The sequence below is a fragment of the [Borrelia] finlandensis genome (assembly GCF_000181875.2).
Lineage (GTDB): Bacteria > Spirochaetota > Spirochaetia > Borreliales > Borreliaceae > Borreliella > Borreliella finlandensis.
Genome location: NZ_ABJZ02000002.1, coordinates 15,708 through 31,841 on the forward strand (window position 1 = coordinate 15,708; position 16,134 = coordinate 31,841).

Sequence of the window (16,134 nt, forward strand, 5' to 3'; positions counted from 1 at the left end):
AGTTAGGAGTTTGTTATGAGAAAGTGTTTTGTTAGCTTGAGTTTATTGTTGATTTTTTTTGCCTGTAGCTCTAATGTTGAAATTGAGTTAAATGATGATATTAGTGGTGTTGTTTCAATATTTGTTAATGTTAATAGAGAATTTGAAAAAATTAGAAAGGAACTCTTAACAACTTTGGTGGGAGAAGAAATTGCAAATATGCCTCTTTTTCCTGTAGATGAAATAAAAAAATACTTTAAAAATGGAGAGGAAAAGCTTGGGTTTAAGCTTTTGAGTATTAAAACTCAAGGAGATTCTATTAATTTAGTTGTTAAGTTTGATAATTTAATTAAAATTTTAGGCGATTATATGAAAAAACCCGATATATCTGTGTTTAAGATAGAAAAAAAAGATGGTAAAAATATTATTGAACTTAATATTAATTTGGAAAACGCTACTAAGAATATTAATGAAAATAAAGAATATATTAGTGATGCACTTGCTGCTCTTTTGCCATCGGATGAGATTCCAATGTCTGCCAAAGAATATAAAGATGTTTTGGTTTATTTTTTATCGGATTTTACTTCCAAAGCAAGTGAACTTATTGACAATTCCAAACTTAATCTTATAGTTAAGACCTCTAGAAATGTTCAAGAACAATCTGGATTCAAACAAATTAACTCAAACACACTGAGGTTTGAGATGGATATGGTTAAAGGATTAAGTCTTGAAACACCAATAAAACTTAGATTAGTTTATTGACTGGGTTCAAGAATATAAACTTAATCGTTTATATTCTTGTATTCTTTTTTAAAAATTCCTATTAAAACAGCTGTTATAATAGATCCTATCAGGATAGATGTTATCCATATTAATGGGTTTACTACTATTGGTAGAATAAATATTCCGCCGTGTGGCGCTATAACCTCTACCTTGAAAAGTGCAGAAATAAATCCTCCTACAGATGAGCCTAGTATGCATGCGGGTATTACCCTTAAAGGATCTGCTGCTGCAAATGGAATTACTCCTTCTGTAATAAAGCATGCTCCCAAAAAATAACAAACTTTTCCAGATTCTCTTTCTTCTTTTGAGAATCTATTTTTAAATAAACTTGTAGCAAGAGCAATTCCTATGGGAGGTATCATTCCTCCTGCCATTATGCTTGCGTGAGGAATATAATTTTTTGCAGTTATCATTGCAATTCCAAATGCATATGCAGCTTTATTTACAGGTCCTCCCATATCTATTGCCATCATTCCTCCAAGCAAAGCTCCAAGTATTGCCATATTAGTACCGCTAAGTTGATTTAGCATATTTGTTATTGATTCATTAATAACAGATATTGGACTAAGCATTACATATATCAAAATTCCTGAAATTATAACTGATAAAAAAGGATAAGTTAATACCGGATTTATTCCTCTTAAATTGCTAGGAATTATTTTGTCAGATATTTTTTTTACAGTTAGTGTAACGTAGCCTGAAATAAATCCCGCTAAGATGCCTCCCAGAAATCCTGCATTTCCATTGCTCATCATTAATCCTGTAATCATTCCAGGCGCAAGTCCTGGTCTTTCTGCTATGCTAAATGAAATGTAGCCAGCAAGTATTGGAATCATTAGAGCAAATGCGCTTCCACCGCCGATTTGCATTAGAATATCTGCTATTTTATTGTAGCTTGGATCGTTTATGTCAAATGCTTTGATTCCAAACATGAATGATATTGCTATTATTATTCCTCCTGAGACTACAAATGGAAGCATAAATGAGACTCCATTCATTAGATGTTTATAAATCCCCGTTTTTTTGTTTTGTTTTTGGAGAGTTTCGGCGGTTTTGTTTGTGTTACTTTTTTTGTAAATTGGTGCTTCGTTTTTAAGAATTGTTTGGATAAGCTCTTTTGCTTTGTGTATGCCGTCTTTTACTCCCACTTCGATTAAAGGTTTTCCGCTAAATCTTTCTTTATCGATAGTTTTACCAGATGCAATAATGACCCCTTTTGCTTTTTTTATTTCTTCTTCTGTTATTGGGTTTTCGGTTCCACTAGATCCATTTGTTTCTACTTTTATATTTATGTTTAATTCTAAAGCTGCTTTTTTAAGGCTTTCTGCTGCCATATAGGTGTGAGCTATTCCCACAGGACATGCTGTTACGGCAAGAATGAAATCTTTTTTTGTATTTAAATTGTTAGATTCATTTATATTGTCATTATTCAATATTATTTCTAAAAATCTATCTTCATTATTTGTGCTCATAAGTTCATGTCTTAATAGGTTGTTGCTAAAAGTATTACTTAGGTATGATATAGCTTTTATGTGTGCATTGCTTGGAGTTTCTTCGGGTAGAGCCATCATGAAAAACAGTTTTGAAAGCTTTTGATCAGAAGAGTTGAAGTCAAAACCATTGCCAACAACTCTTAAAATAGCAATTCCGTGTTTTTTAATGAAATTGCCTTTTGCATGAGGCATAGCTATATGTTCTTCAATGCCTGTTCCGTTAATTTCTTCTCTTTTTTTAATTTCTTTTATAAATGCTTCCATGTCATTTAAGTATCCATTTTCATTGAACATGCTAGCCATTTTTTTAATTACATCTTCTTTGCTAGTTGCATTGTAATTTAAAACAATCAAGTTTTTTGAAAATAAATTTTGCATAATAATCACCTTTATATATTATATAGTGTATATACATTTATTAAATTTTACTATTTATTTAATTGATTTTATAAATCAAAGGAGATTATCTTGATATATACTCTAACACTCAATCCTTCTGTGGATTATAAAATAGTTTTAAAAGAATTTCAGGAAGAAAGTCTTAATTATGCTTTAAATAACAATTTTTTTGCTGGCGGTAAGGGAATAAATGTAAGCACCGTTCTTAAAAATTTAGGAAAACCTAGTACGGCTTTGGGATTTTTGGGAGGTTTTACAGGTGATTATATAAGATTTTTTCTTGATTCTAGGGGCATAAAAAACGATTTTATTAAAATAAAATATGATACAAGATTAAATATTAAAATGATAGCAAATGGTAGAGAAACAGAGATTAATGCCAATTCTCCAGATATTTCTGAGAATGAATTTGAACTTTTGAAAAATAAACTTAAAGGTTTAGCAAATAATAGTACATTGGTGATGTCAGGAAGTGTTCCCGCAGCTCTTGGTGAGGATGCATACAATGAAATAGCTAATGGCATTTCTAATGATGTTAAGCTTATCATTGATACCAGTGGCAAACCTTTGCGAAAAATTCTTAGATTAAATCCCTTTTTAATAAAGCCCAATATTTATGAACTTGAGGATCTTTTTAATACTAAATTTGATTCTGCAAAAGAATTGATTAAAATCGGAAAAAATCTTGTAGAAAGTGGGGTTCAAAACATTATAATTTCCATGGGAAGTGACGGAGCTATTTTTATTGGCGGTAAAAATGTTGCTTTTAGGGCCTTTGTTCCAAAGATTAATTCTGTTAGCACTATTGGAGCAGGAGACTCTGTGATTGCCGGGTTTGTATATGCTTTTGATAATGGAAGTACTTTAGAGGATTCATTTAAATTTGGTGTTGCAGCTGGGACAGCTACGGCATTTAAAGGCAATCTTTGTGAATTTCAAGATGTTAAAAAGATGCTTTGTGAGATTAGGGTTGAGGATATTTGCACTTCTTAATATTTTAAATAGAGCTGAAGGATTGATTTTGAAACTTTACTGTAGCTTTTAAAAGCTACAGTATTTAGTTTGCTTAAATTTTTAATTTTGATTTATATAATTTCTTTTTTGCTAGAGCTAATCCTGTAATTACTAGCAATGCAAGTATAGCCATGCTTGTAAAAAAGCCCGTTGTATTTGATTGAGAGACTTTTGCAGCGATTTCTGTAGTTTGTTCATCGCAAATACAGTTAACATATCCACATATTGGGCAGATCTCTTCTACTCCAAATTGGCTTAAGTTTCCATTTGGAATTACATTTTCTTTTGTTATTGTATTGGTTTGTGCGAAAACAGATGTTGAAATTAATAATAAAGCAGTTAAAAATAGATATTTTTGTAGATTCATTTTACATTCTCCTTATAGATTTTCTTTTTTTTAATTATTTAAATTATAACTTTTAAATTAAAGATTTGTAATTTTTTTTAAAAATTTGCTAGAGCATCAGTAGATTCTCTAAGAAAAGCTGTTGACACAATAAAATGTAAAATTCATCATCGGGAGCGACGGGTCTCGAACCCGCGACCTCCTGCGTGACAGGCAGGCGTTCTAACCATCTGAACTACGCCCCCAAAGCCATTCTTTTAAAAGATTATAGTAGGTTTTAATTTATTTGTCAATTTCTTTAAATGAGTTTACGTGTTCTAGTATTTTTGAATCTCTTTTGCTAGATTTTTTGCTTAGCTTAATAATAGTCTCTTTGTTAGAAATTATTTCTAAGCTATCCTTGGCTCTTGTTATTGCAGTATACATAAGTTCTTTTGTCAAAAAAGGGTTATTTTCTAATATTACTTTTATATGTTTGTATTCAGATCCTTGGCTTTTATGTATTGTTGTGGCGAAGCTGAATTCATAATTTGTTAGTAAATTTAAATTTATTTTTTTATATTTTTCATCTTTTCTTTGGAATAAAGCATAAAATTTAGAATTTTCATTAAAAATAACACCCCGTTCTCCATTAAATAATTTATTTTTATAGTCAGTTTTAGTTATCATTATTATTTGGCCAATAAAGCTTCCATAGGTCTTTTTCAGGTAAGTTTTTATTATTTCATTTAGTGTTTTAGTTCCAAATTTACCAAAATTTTTTGAACTTAAAATTATATTTTCAAGTAAGGTTTCAAGTATTTTTTCAATTTTTGATTCTTTCAGTAATTTAAGATTAAAAGTGGGTATTTTTCTGTATAAATTGTTTGTATATTCTATTAGATCTTTTTTTAAGTTTATTTTTTCTATTTCTTTCAGTTGAATATTTTTATTGTTATTAATGTATTTGCAAATCAAAGTACTATCTTCTTTGTATATTGCTTTTGAGAGTAAATTTATTTCTTTGTTGCTTCTGAAGTTTTCTTTAAGATCTTCTACATTATCGCTATTTATTTTTTGTATTCCCAAAAGACTTGAATATACATTTCCTTCGTTTACTGACGGGAGTTGATTTTTATCTCCTACCATTATTAATTTAGTGGTTATTGGAGTTGCTTTCAGTAGTTTTAAAAAAGTATGTGCATCTACCATTGAAGCTTCGTCAATTATTATTACGTCAAAATTTAATTGATTTTCTTCATCATATAGATTTTTTTTGTTTATGAATTTGATTCCCAATAGTTTTTGGATTGTATTACATTCTATTTCTAAATTTTTGAATGAATAGTCGATACTTGTTTGCAGCCTTAGGCTAGCTTTTCCTGTAGGCGCTGTAATGGCTACTAATCCTTTTTTTTTATTGTTTAATGTTTTATTAATTGCTTTTAAGATATAGTTAATAGTTGTTGTTTTGCCTGTTCCCGGGCCTCCGCTTAATAGAAAGAAGTTGCTTTTTAATGCCTTTCTCACTGATGTAATTTGCTCTTTATTTAAATTATTGGTATTTAAATTTGATATTATATTTTGTATTTTATTGTCATTTAATTCGCTTTTATGGTTTTCTAATCTTTTTATAATTTGTTTTATTAATTCTTCTTCTTCTCTGTAGTTTTTTTGAGTATAAATGTAGATATTGTTTTCCAAGATTAGGGGAGTTGTAATTTTAAGCTTATTAAATTCCATTATTATGTTGTTTTTTTTCAAAAGTAAAACTATATTCTTAATAGTTTCTAGATTTCCAAATGTTTCTAGCCCTTTTAGTATTTTTATTAATTTGTTGTAACTTTTATTGGTTTTTTCTAGGTTGTCTTTTGTGAATATTATTGTATTTTGAATATCTTTTGCTAATAGATTTATGTCAGCTCTTAAATGGCCTTTATCAAAGTAGTTAAATAAAAATATTAAAAATATTACAATATTTTCACTGTTTGTGGACCTTGCAAGTGTTTGTGCTTTATAACAATTTTTTTTATTGATATTTAAAAGTTCAATTATTTCATAAAGTTTAAGCTCGGGGGTTAAGAATTTTTTGTTTTTATCTTTTAGAAATTCTCTTAATACTAAAAAATCTCTCATAAGTGCCTTTTAATGCCTAACTCTAAGATGATTTTATCTAAATCCACGTCGTTAAATTTTGGAAGATTAAAATAAATACCATTTTCAAATTTTGATTTTAAGCATTCAATATTTTCTTTAAATGCTCTTGTAAAAAGATATATTATTCCACCAAATTTTTGATTATATTCTTTTTTGTTTTTAAATAATATTTTTTTTATTCCAAGGGCATATATTTTATATTGCAAATCATAATATTCCTTTTTTATCGTATTTTCTAAATTTGTTATATTATAATCCTCCTTATTTTTTCCAAGATAGTTTGTTTTGTAATCTAGGATATATATTTTATTATTAGCTTTAAATATGAGATCTACTATTCCTTTTAAATATCCATCACTTAGTTTTATGTGAAGATCTTCAAAGTGTTTGTCAAAAAGATATTTTTGTTTTTGAAATTCAGGATTTATTTTTATTAAAAATTCCATTTCTTTTTGTAATTCTTCAATATCACACAGACGAGTATTAATTGCTCTTATATTATAAGTTAGTATATTATAAATCATTTTAGCTAATGAATTTTGTATTTCTATTGTATTGAGATTTGAGTTAATTTTTTGTATTTGTTTTTCAATAATTTCAATGTTATTTTTTTTAAAATTATCAAATGTATCTTTTGCTGTGCTAAAGATTATTTTCTCCATCGCTGCATGTAAAATGTTTCCGATGTCTTTTCCTTTAGGCAGAGTCTCTTCTAATCCAGGCTCATAATCAAGTTCTGTTTCTTTTTCGTAGTTAATATTTTTAAAATCATAGTTTTCGTAAAATTCTTTATGATGAGCTTGTGCTGTTAAACTTGAAAAACTAGATGTATATTCTTTTTTAAACATGTTTTTAATTATTGGTTTTGGCGGAATTAATTTTGTATTTACATTTGTATTGTATTTTTTTTTATTGAATCTCTTTTGGCCAATAAATTCATGTATGTTAAAGTCATGTTTAATATCATCGATAGTAAAAATTTTTGCTATTTCTAATAATTTGCTAGTTATGCTATTTATTTTTATAATAAAAAGAGCAAATTTAGCTCTTGTTGCTCCCACATAAAATATATTTTTTTCTTCGCTTAGTATTTTTAGTCTTGCGTATTTTTTATTTTCTTCCAATTTAAAAAAATCATATTCAATTTTTCCGTCTTGATAAAATTTGTAAAATTGATTTTTTTTTGAAAAAAAATTGCTATTTTCTATTGGAGTTGTATTTAGTAAGAATACAATATTCATGCTAAGCCCTTTTGATTTGTGTATTGTCATGAGCTCTATAGATTCATTATCATTATTTATATTATTTATTTTTTCTTCTATTTCTTCAGGCTCTTCGTTTATTATTAGGTTTTCTAAAGTAGAGATTAGAGATTGTATGTTTTGTTCTTTATGATATATTTTAGAGATGATCTCAAGTGTTGTTTCATAGGTTTTTAAATTTTCAAGCTTACCTTCTTTAATAAGAAGGCCTTTGTAATTTATTTTATTTTTTGCCCATTCGATAATTTTTTGATCTTTGGTGATATTTGCAATTTTGATCCACAGGTTTTTTTCGAATGTAATTTTGTTAATTGCATTTATTAATGTTATTTCATTTTTTTCAAGCAAAACTATTATATTTTCAATAAATTCTTCTATAAGGTGAATTTTGTCTTGTTTGATTAAAATTCTTTGTAAATTCCACGGCACATTTAATATTTTGCTGCTTAGAATATAATTTAGAGTTTTAAAACTTTGCTTTCGGTCTAAGCACTTAATAATATAAAAAATTTCGCTAAATTCTTTGGTTTTTAAAAATTTTTCTTGAGTTTTGTTTGTTTGGATTTGCTCTTTTTTTAATGCTTTATCAATTAAATTGATTTCATTTTTCCTCCTGCAAAGTACTTTAATGTCTTGCATTTTAATATTTCTAATTTTATTGTTCTCAGCGATTTTTCCATATGCAAGCAAATATTTTATTGTTAATGCTGTTTTTTGGTAAATGTCTTCTTCGTTTTCTGTATTTGTGGTTATTATATTGATTCCTTCTATTTCTTGTCCATTGATGACAATTTTATTATTGTCGTTTTTTTGATTTGGAAGTGAATTGGTAAAATCAATTTTTTCAATTTCATCGGCTATTGCATTATTGTATATATTATTAAAAATTTTATTTAAAGGCCCTATGAGCTTTTTACTTGATCTGTGATTTATTTTTAGTACAATTCTAGCGTCTGTATTGATTTTATTTTTTATTTCTTTGTTATAAAATGAAATGTCTGCTTTTCTAAAGGAATATATTATCTGTTTTGGATCGGCTATGAATATCAATTTTATTCCTGCTGTTTTTAATATTTTAAATATCTCAATTTGTATTAGGCTTAGATCTTGCGCCTCATCAATTAAAATGATTTTGTACCGATTTTTGATTGCATTTAGAAGCTTTTTGTCTTCTGATTTTAGGTAATTTTTTAAATTTGAAATTATGTAATTTTGATCTATTGTGTTTGTTGATTTAATAGTTTTCTCTAGTTCTTTTTCTATATACTTTAGTATTTTGTATTCAACTTTTAAAATGACATATTGTTTTAAATTGTTTCTATTTTTATTTCTATTGTCTTCTGATTTATATTTTTCATGTTTAATATTAATTCCCAAACAGATTAAATCATTTTTAATCTTAAGTTCTTTAGATGATAATTTAGAATTTTTTTTAGTTTCTTTTTCTATTAGAGTTGAAAAAAATTTATTTTTTAATAATGTTTCTGCTATTTTGAATATGTCGTTTTCTTTAGAGTATTCTATTTCAAGTTTACCAGTTTGAATATGTTTATTATAAAAACTTAATATTTCATCTTTTGTCATTTTATCTAAGTCTTCTATTATTTTGTTGTAATCTTTGATCAGCTCTTCCTTTTTAAGAAGAATGTTTTCAAAAGCCGTTTGGGTTTTAAGCCAATCTCCAAGTTCTTGAGTCGTATCTCTTTCGTAAGCTTTTTTTATTTTTAAAACAATCTCTTCTGTTTTTTTAGCATCAGATTTAAACACTTTAAGTTCGTAGTCTTTAATATCAAGAGTTTGAATCAAGCTATCTGATTTTCTTAAAAAGTCATAAACTATTTCATCTATTTCTTTTGAAAATTTTTCTTTAGGTTTATATTTGGAGTAATTTTCTGTTTCAATTTGAAAATTATTTAAGGCATGTAATGCAAATTTATTGATTGTTGATATAAAGAGTTTTTTTGATTGCTCATAAGCTTCTTTTAAGATTTCATTTGTTTTTGAGTTAGAATAAGCATTTTCTATTACTTTTAGTATTCTTGTGTGCATTTCTTCTGTGGCTTTTTTTGTAAAAGTTAATACCAAGATTTCATTTATGGAGTATAGCTTGGTTTTTATTAAATTTATAACCACATTTTCCAGTATGTGAGTTTTGCCGGTGCCCGCCGATGCTTCTATTAATATTGTTGTGTTATTTTGGATTTTTTCTAGGATTTTGTTCATGAATTTTAATTTTTTGGCCTTACGAATTTAATGTAAAATTTTTCTATCAATATTAATAAATTTTTGTCTAACTTGAAATCATGAGTGTCTTTAAATCTGTTATAGTAATCGCAGAGTGTTATTTCGCTAGTTTTTAAAAATCTCTCGTGTGCTTTGCTTGTGAAATAAGCTTTGGAAGGATTTTTTATCTGCATTTTTATTAAATTCTTAAAACAATTTGAAAAATTATTTTGAGTTATTTTTGTTAAAATTTTAATTATCAAGCTTTGGTAAATTGGAGTTGGATAGCTTGATATGTATGCAAATTGCATAAGCATATTTTCAATGTCATCAATTATTATCTCCTTGTGATGATAGCAAATAGTTGTTTTTGCCGTTAAGCTTTCAAGATCAATTTTTACTTCTGTTAATGAATTGAAGTTCTGTATTTCTTTTTTTATTAGCAGTCCTGTTATATATAAATCTATTTCATTTTTTATTTTATCTGGGATATTGCAATAGTCTTTTTTTACAAAATTTAAATAAAAATAATCGTTTTCGACTTTATATACATTCTCAATATCTTTTTTTAATTCAAATTCTATATTTTTATTTTGAAAATTTAGTTTTATTTTTTCGCAAAATTTAATTTTGCTTTTTGTCATTGCTGAAAGCTTTTTTAAGCTTTCAGCAGCGTTATATTTTAATTTATTTATTTTTTTTAAGATTTTATTTACAGTCGTTTTTTGATCTATGTTGAAGGGAATGCTTCCTTGTTGTATTTCATGTCTAATGTGGTTTTTAATAATTTCTATTGCTTTTCTTCCATCATCTTTTTTCCCCATTATGTATTCATGCAGTAGTGTTGAATTTTTTATAAGTCTGTAAATAATTTCAATAACACTGAAAATTTGTTCTTCTTGTTTTTCTTTGATTTCATTTTCCAATCTTATGTCTTGTATTTTAACGTTTAAAGTTTTTTCGTAAAAGTGCTTGTAAGGATTAGAAAGGGCATTTTTTAATTCGTATAAATTTAGCTTAATTGGGCTTTCTAGTTTAATTTTATTTTGCTTGAATCTAATTGGTTTAGAATTTTGTAGTATTTTTGCGATATTATAGGCTTCTAGATCATAGTTTATTAAATAATTTTCTTTTACATCTTTAAAATATACTGGGTCGTGGTTTTCATTTGGATGCTTTTCTATTTGAAAATTTTTTTCATACTTTTGTATGTGTTCAAGTATTTTGTTGATTGTTTTTGATGTATTAATTTCTGGACTTAAGTTGTCTTGAAATGAGCAGTAAAGGTAAAATTTTTCTGATGTTGCAAAAATCAAATTAAAAAGAGCTGTTATTTCCTCTTTTTCAGTATTCTCATGTTCATAGTATTCATTTAATAAATTCATATTATCATAATTTATCTTAGAGTTGAATTTTTGAAATCCCAAAAAATGAATTTCTTTTTTTTGAAGATATTCTATTTCTTTGTAATTGGCAATCAATATCCCATTTTTTTTATACATTACTCCGTATTTTTCTTTTCCAAGACTTTCTTCAAACATAATTTTAAAAAGATAAAATTCAATTTTTATTTCATTAATTTCTTTTAAATAGTTTTTGTAAAGATTGTCATTTAAATCTTTGGGGAAATTTTTAAAGGATTTTATCTTATTTTGTAAATATTCATCGGTTGTATTAAAATCTTCAAGATCAATATATTTTTGAATAAAAATTTCTATGATTTCTGCCCATTCATATACTTTGTATGCTTTATTTTTAAAATAGTTTATATCTTCATACAAACTTTTTACTATTGTTATAAGTTTCATTATTGACTCTTGATCTTGGAATCTTGTGCTTTCTTTTTGGGTTTCTTCTTCGTATTTTTCGTCAAATATTTCAGACATTAAAAATCGATTAAATCCATCTTCCCACGAGTTTAAAAAGTTTTGATCATAGTTTAGATTTTCTTTGTGAGTTTTGTTTGCGCCAAAACTAATGTTCATCGCATCGCTAAATTCTATTAAATAGTTTAATTCAGATGTTGATATATTAAATTTTTTCATTACCTTGTTGTTACTTAGCAGGTCAAATACTTCTTTTCTGCTAAAATTACTAATTGTTCCGTTTTTTGATACGAAAAGATCCATTAGCCTTTTTAAAGCTATTATACTTTCTCCTCTTGACAAATTGTTATAACATAGAATACTATATTCGATTTCATATTTATTTAGGCATTCTTCTATATATGGCAAATATTCATTAAATTTTTCTTGCAAACAAGTTATTGCTATGTCGCTTAATTTTAGGTTATTTTTTTGCATTGAGTGTACTATTTGATTTGTCAAAATTTCTACTTCACGTTTTTGATTTTTAGCTTCTATTATTTTAAAGCTATCGTCTAATGTTGAAATTGGAGTTTTTGCTATGATATTATTTTTAATGCTTGTTAAAAAATTTTCACCTTTAAATAATTCAATATCTACTTTTTCTAAAGCTTGATATTTTATTGGGTTGATTTTTGTTTTTTTTAACAACAATTCTTTAACAAGAGTAGATTCATAGTTTAGTAAATCTTCAAAAATTAACACATGCACTTCAAAATCAAAAATTTTTTCTAAAGAGTTGAGAATTTTTTTCTCAATCTCTCTGTTGTTGCCAATAAATATTATTTTTTTAATTTCAATTTCTATTTTTTTTGTTGGTTTTTCCTGAATTATTTTTTTATGTAAGTTTAAAATATTTTTTTGTTTTTCAAAGAGCTTTTTAAATAGTTCTTTTTGCATATTCTCGTAGGGTTTTAAATTTTCTTCTTGGAATAAAAATCCATTATCTTCCCAAGTTTCAATTAATTTTGAAAATTTTGAGTAATAATGGTGGAATAAATCTATTATTTTTGATGCAAAAAAGTACCTATTCTTTGTGGATTTGAAATCTTTTATGTATTTTAGTTTTTCAGTTTTCAATATGTTGTATAAAATAAATTTTTCTGTTTCCAAGTAAAATGAAAAAGTATTTTCTTCTATGTATTTTTTTATATTGGGATTTTTAAAAGAAATTTCATATATGCTTTTTGCGGCATTTTTTTTAATATTTAGATTATAAGAAATCCCATTTAGTTTTGCTATGGTTTTTTTAATTTCTTCTCTTAAGAGATCATTTTTTACTATGATGAGTGTTTCTTTTTTAAAAATATTGTCGTTTTGAGTTAGTTCTTTAATTTTATTATAAATTTTATTTACTTTGTTAGTTTTATATATATACATATATTAATTGTTTTTGATATCTTTTGTGAGCTTGTTTTTTAACTTTCTTAAGTTTTTACTGATACTTACTTTATATATGTGGGGATTAATTATTCTTTTGTACGTATGTTCAAGTTTGCTTAAGTCAAGTTTGGTTTTATTTCTAATATTGTTTAAGCTAGGCTCGTAGCCTTTGCGAAGTTTTCCATTTTCTAAGACAGTGTGAGTTAGAAATTCAAAATCGTCATATTGTTTGATGATTTTGAAAATGTTGTCTTGTATTGGATGAAAAACGGTAAATTCTTTTCCTGAATCCAGATGATCTTTGATTTTATCTTTTTCTTCTTTTAAAAAGATAAAATCAAAGATCATCTGGCCATTTAAATACATTCTTGCAACTTCTTTTTGGTCAGGTAATGTGGATTTTTCTGCGTTATTTGATATTTTTATTTTTGGTATAAATTTTCCATTTTTTTCTATAGAGATCATTTTATATACTCCTGAAAGGCTTGGATCTTCTTTTGCTGTAACTAAATTTGTTCCAACGCCCCAAATATCAATTGGAGCATTTATTGAATTTAAGTACATGATAATATTTTCGTCAAGCTCATTAGACGCAATAATTTTTACATGATGTAATCCATTTCGGTTTAATTCTTTTCTTGCTGCTTTACTTAAATATTCAAGATCTCCGCTGTCAATTCTTATTGAAAAATTATTTTTTTCTTCCTGTTTTAATTCTTTGAATATTTTAATGGCATTTTTTAATCCACTGTTAAGCGTGTCGTAAGTATCGATTAGCAAGCTTACTTTGTTTGGATATGTTTTTGCATATTCTCTGAATGCTTGCTCTTCGGTTTCAAAGCTCATTACCCAACTATGAGCCATTGTTCCTGTAACTGGTATATTGTATTTATATCCAGCAAGCATATTGCTTGTAAAATCTGCTCCCCCTATGTAGGCGGCTTTGCTGGCAGAAAGTGCTCCATTTATTCCTTGAGCTCTTCTTAGCCCAAGTTCTGCTAAAATTTTTGCACCAGATTCTTTTATTCTAGCGGTTTTTGTTGCTATCAAACTTTCAAAGTTTATTATATTTAACACTAACCCTTCTATTAATAATAATTCTATTAAGTGTCCTTCAATCACAACTATTGGTGCGTGGGGGAAAACTAGTCGACCCTCTTCTATTGAGCTTATTTTTACGTTTAGTTTGAATTCTCTTAGAAAGTTTAAAAATTGTTTATCTAATATATTAAAGCTTTTTAAATATTTAAGTTCATTTTCTCCAAAACGAATATTTTTTAATTCATTAATCAATGTGTGCATTCCAGCTAAAACAATATAGCCATTTTTAAAGGGTGTTTTTCTAAAAAATACTTCAAATTTTGCTTTAGGATTAATTCCTTTTGTAAAATAAGCGTTCATCATTGAAATTTCATAAAAATCTGTAAATAGTGATAGATTTTTCATTCTCCTTATTATATACTAGTTTTGTTTATAAAAAAATGATATTTAATTTGAGCTTAATTTTTGTCTGCTAATCTTTATGAATATGTTTTTTGTGATATATAATAAATTGATCAGATTGGACTAAATTCTATGAAAGAAAGAAGTGTTTCTAATTTTGATATTGTAATTTTTGGGGTTACCGGGAATTTGTCTAGAAAAAAGCTTATTCCTTCACTTTTTAATTTATTTAAAAATAAATGTATTAGCAATTTTAGGGTTATTGGTTTTTCTCGTAAGATTTTTACAGATAAAGAATTTAGATTGTATATTAAAGATTCTTTATGGCAGGAAGAGACCGATTCGTTGATTGAGATTTTTTTAAATTTTTTTGTTTATGTATTTGGTGATTTTAATGAAAAGGAGCCTTATAAAAATTTATTTAAATTTTTAGATAGAAGTCGAGAAACGATATATTATCTTTCGACGTCTCCGGCATTTTATGGACCTATAATTAATCATTTGAAAAAGTATTTTTTAAGCGAAAAATTGACTTTGTCAAAAATAGTTCTTGAGAAGCCTTTTGGCTCTAGTCTTGAGACAGCAAAAAAATTAAATAGCTTGCTTTATTCTGCTTTTAAAGAAGATCAAATTTATAGAATAGATCACTATTTAGGTAAGGAAACGGTTCAAAATATTTTTACATTTAGATTCGGCAATTCTATTTTTGAAAATATTTGGAATAATCGTTATGTAGATTTTGTTCAGATTACGGTAGCAGAAGAATTAGGTCTTGATGGAAGAGTGGAGTATTACGATTCTGTTGGCGCTTTGAAGGATATGGTTCAAAATCATATTTTACAATTGTTAAGCCTTGTTGCAATGGAGTCTCCTATTAAATTTGATTCTGAGTTTATTCATGATGAAAAAGTAAAAGTTTTAAAAAGTTTGAGGAAAATTAGCAAAGAAGATATTAAGAATTACATTGTTAAGGGTCAATATATAGGTTCACAAGTTCAAGGGGTTTTTAAAAAGGGCTATAAAGATGAAACAGAATTTTTGGGAAATTCAAATACCGAAACTTATTTGGCTATGAAAGTGTTTATTAATAATTGGCGTTGGTCTGGGGTTCCTTTTTATCTTAGAACTGGAAAAGGTCTTGCTAGGAAATTTTCAGAAATATATATTCAATTTAAAAAACCAAGTTTTACTCTTTTTAACAATAGCTCTGTTGATTTTTCTAATGCTTTGATATTTAGGATTCAACCAAGGAATGGAATTGAAATTAAATTCAATACCAAGAAGCCCGGATATAATTATGAAATTCAAACCGCTAATATGGAGTTTTCATATCACGGAGCATTTAAAAGATTGTTTGATGAGGCTTATGAGCGTTTATTGTTAGACGCTTTTTTAGGAGATGGTACTTTGTATGCGACAAGTGATGAGATTGAAAGTTCTTGGGAATTTGTTTCAGATATTGCAAATAAATGGACAGATATTGAAATTTGTAATTATTTTTATGGCTCTGAAGGACCAAAAGAGATAGACTCTATTTTAGAAAAAGATCATTTTTGGCGTAAAATTTAATTTTCTAGTTTTTTAAAAGATATTTTTTAAATAGATAAATGAGATAGAATTTTTATATAATTTATTCCTATTCCTTTTTAAGACTTGAGCCCCCCATGCACAACTCTGTGTTCTATTATTTTAATCTAGCTAAGAATTTTAAGAATTATTATTCTTGATTTGATTGCAAATTTATGCATCGATTAATAATTTGCGTTATCATTAAAAGATATAAGTAATCTGTTTTATAAAAACAATGC

Annotated in this window: 9 protein-coding genes and 1 tRNA gene; 3 read left to right on the forward strand and 7 right to left on the reverse strand. The window is 26.6% G+C overall.

All coding sequences use genetic code 11. The features are described from left to right. Positions 1-15: 15 nt before the first annotated feature. On the forward strand, positions 16-741 hold the full coding sequence (locus tag BSV1_RS00365) for a hypothetical protein (protein WP_008882310.1): 726 nt from the start codon (positions 16-18) through the stop codon (positions 739-741). A 20-nt stretch (positions 742-761) separates the two neighbouring features. On the opposite strand, the gene BSV1_RS00370 is transcribed toward BSV1_RS00365, so the two are convergent. Next, positions 762-2,633: a fructose-specific PTS transporter subunit EIIC gene (locus BSV1_RS00370; RefSeq protein WP_008882180.1), complete on the reverse strand. Its 1,872-nt coding sequence runs from the start codon at positions 2,631-2,633 to the stop codon at positions 762-764. A 90-nt stretch (positions 2,634-2,723) separates the two neighbouring features. On the opposite strand from BSV1_RS00370, the gene pfkB reads away from it, so the two are divergent. After that, the gene (pfkB, locus tag BSV1_RS00375) at positions 2,724-3,647 is read left to right on the forward strand and encodes a 1-phosphofructokinase (RefSeq protein WP_008882265.1); all 924 of its coding nucleotides are present in this window, start codon (positions 2,724-2,726) and stop codon (positions 3,645-3,647) included. A gap of 73 nt (positions 3,648-3,720) precedes the next feature. Here the strand turns inward: pfkB and BSV1_RS00380 are convergent, their stop codons facing one another. From BSV1_RS00380 to BSV1_RS00405, 6 genes are all read right to left on the reverse strand, one after another. Next, positions 3,721-4,035 (reverse strand): hypothetical protein, encoded by a 315-nt coding sequence (locus tag BSV1_RS00380; protein WP_008882218.1) that lies wholly within the window; start codon positions 4,033-4,035, stop codon positions 3,721-3,723. Between the two features lie 150 nt (positions 4,036-4,185). After that, positions 4,186-4,259: transfer RNA gene (locus BSV1_RS00385), tRNA-Asp, on the reverse strand. 37 nt (positions 4,260-4,296) lie between these two features. Then, on the reverse strand, positions 4,297-6,129 hold the full coding sequence (recD, locus tag BSV1_RS00390) for an exodeoxyribonuclease V subunit alpha (RefSeq protein WP_008882297.1): 1,833 nt from the start codon (positions 6,127-6,129) through the stop codon (positions 4,297-4,299). After that, positions 6,126-9,635: an exodeoxyribonuclease V subunit beta gene (recB, locus tag BSV1_RS00395; protein WP_008882254.1), complete on the reverse strand. Its 3,510-nt coding sequence runs from the start codon at positions 9,633-9,635 to the stop codon at positions 6,126-6,128. The genes recD and recB overlap by 4 nt, the downstream gene beginning before the upstream one ends. A 5-nt stretch (positions 9,636-9,640) precedes the next feature. Continuing rightward, positions 9,641-12,880, reverse strand: a complete 3,240-nt coding sequence (locus tag BSV1_RS00400) for a PD-(D/E)XK nuclease family protein (protein WP_008882189.1) — start codon at positions 12,878-12,880, stop codon at positions 9,641-9,643. A 3-nt stretch (positions 12,881-12,883) separates the two neighbouring features. After that, complete coding sequence (locus BSV1_RS00405) at positions 12,884-14,329, reverse strand: nicotinate phosphoribosyltransferase (RefSeq protein WP_008882292.1); 1,446 nt, start codon at positions 14,327-14,329, stop codon at positions 12,884-12,886. 129 nt (positions 14,330-14,458) lie between these two features. On the opposite strand from BSV1_RS00405, the gene zwf reads away from it, so the two are divergent. Continuing rightward, positions 14,459-15,895, forward strand: coding sequence for a glucose-6-phosphate dehydrogenase (gene zwf, locus BSV1_RS00410; RefSeq protein ID WP_008882226.1), 1,437 nt, complete (start codon positions 14,459-14,461; stop codon positions 15,893-15,895). The last annotated feature ends 239 nt before the right edge of the window (positions 15,896-16,134 follow it).

Bases quoted from the DNA above. Each gene is read 5' to 3' on its own strand.
- BSV1_RS00400 (WP_008882189.1), bottom strand. From the start codon at position 12,880: ATGTATATATATAAAACTAACAAAGTAAATAAAATTTATAATAAAATT.
- BSV1_RS00370 (WP_008882180.1), bottom strand. From the start codon at position 2,633: ATGCAAAATTTATTTTCAAAAAACTTGATTGTTTTAAATTACAATGCA.
- BSV1_RS00380 (WP_008882218.1), bottom strand. From the start codon at position 4,035: ATGAATCTACAAAAATATCTATTTTTAACTGCTTTATTATTAATTTCA.
- BSV1_RS00405 (WP_008882292.1), bottom strand. From the start codon at position 14,329: ATGAAAAATCTATCACTATTTACAGATTTTTATGAAATTTCAATGATG.
- recB (WP_008882254.1), bottom strand. From the start codon at position 9,635: ATGAACAAAATCCTAGAAAAAATCCAAAATAACACAACAATATTAATA.
- BSV1_RS00365 (WP_008882310.1), top strand. From the start codon at position 16: ATGAGAAAGTGTTTTGTTAGCTTGAGTTTATTGTTGATTTTTTTTGCC.
- zwf (WP_008882226.1), top strand. From the start codon at position 14,459: ATGAAAGAAAGAAGTGTTTCTAATTTTGATATTGTAATTTTTGGGGTT.
- recD (WP_008882297.1), bottom strand. From the start codon at position 6,129: ATGAGAGATTTTTTAGTATTAAGAGAATTTCTAAAAGATAAAAACAAA.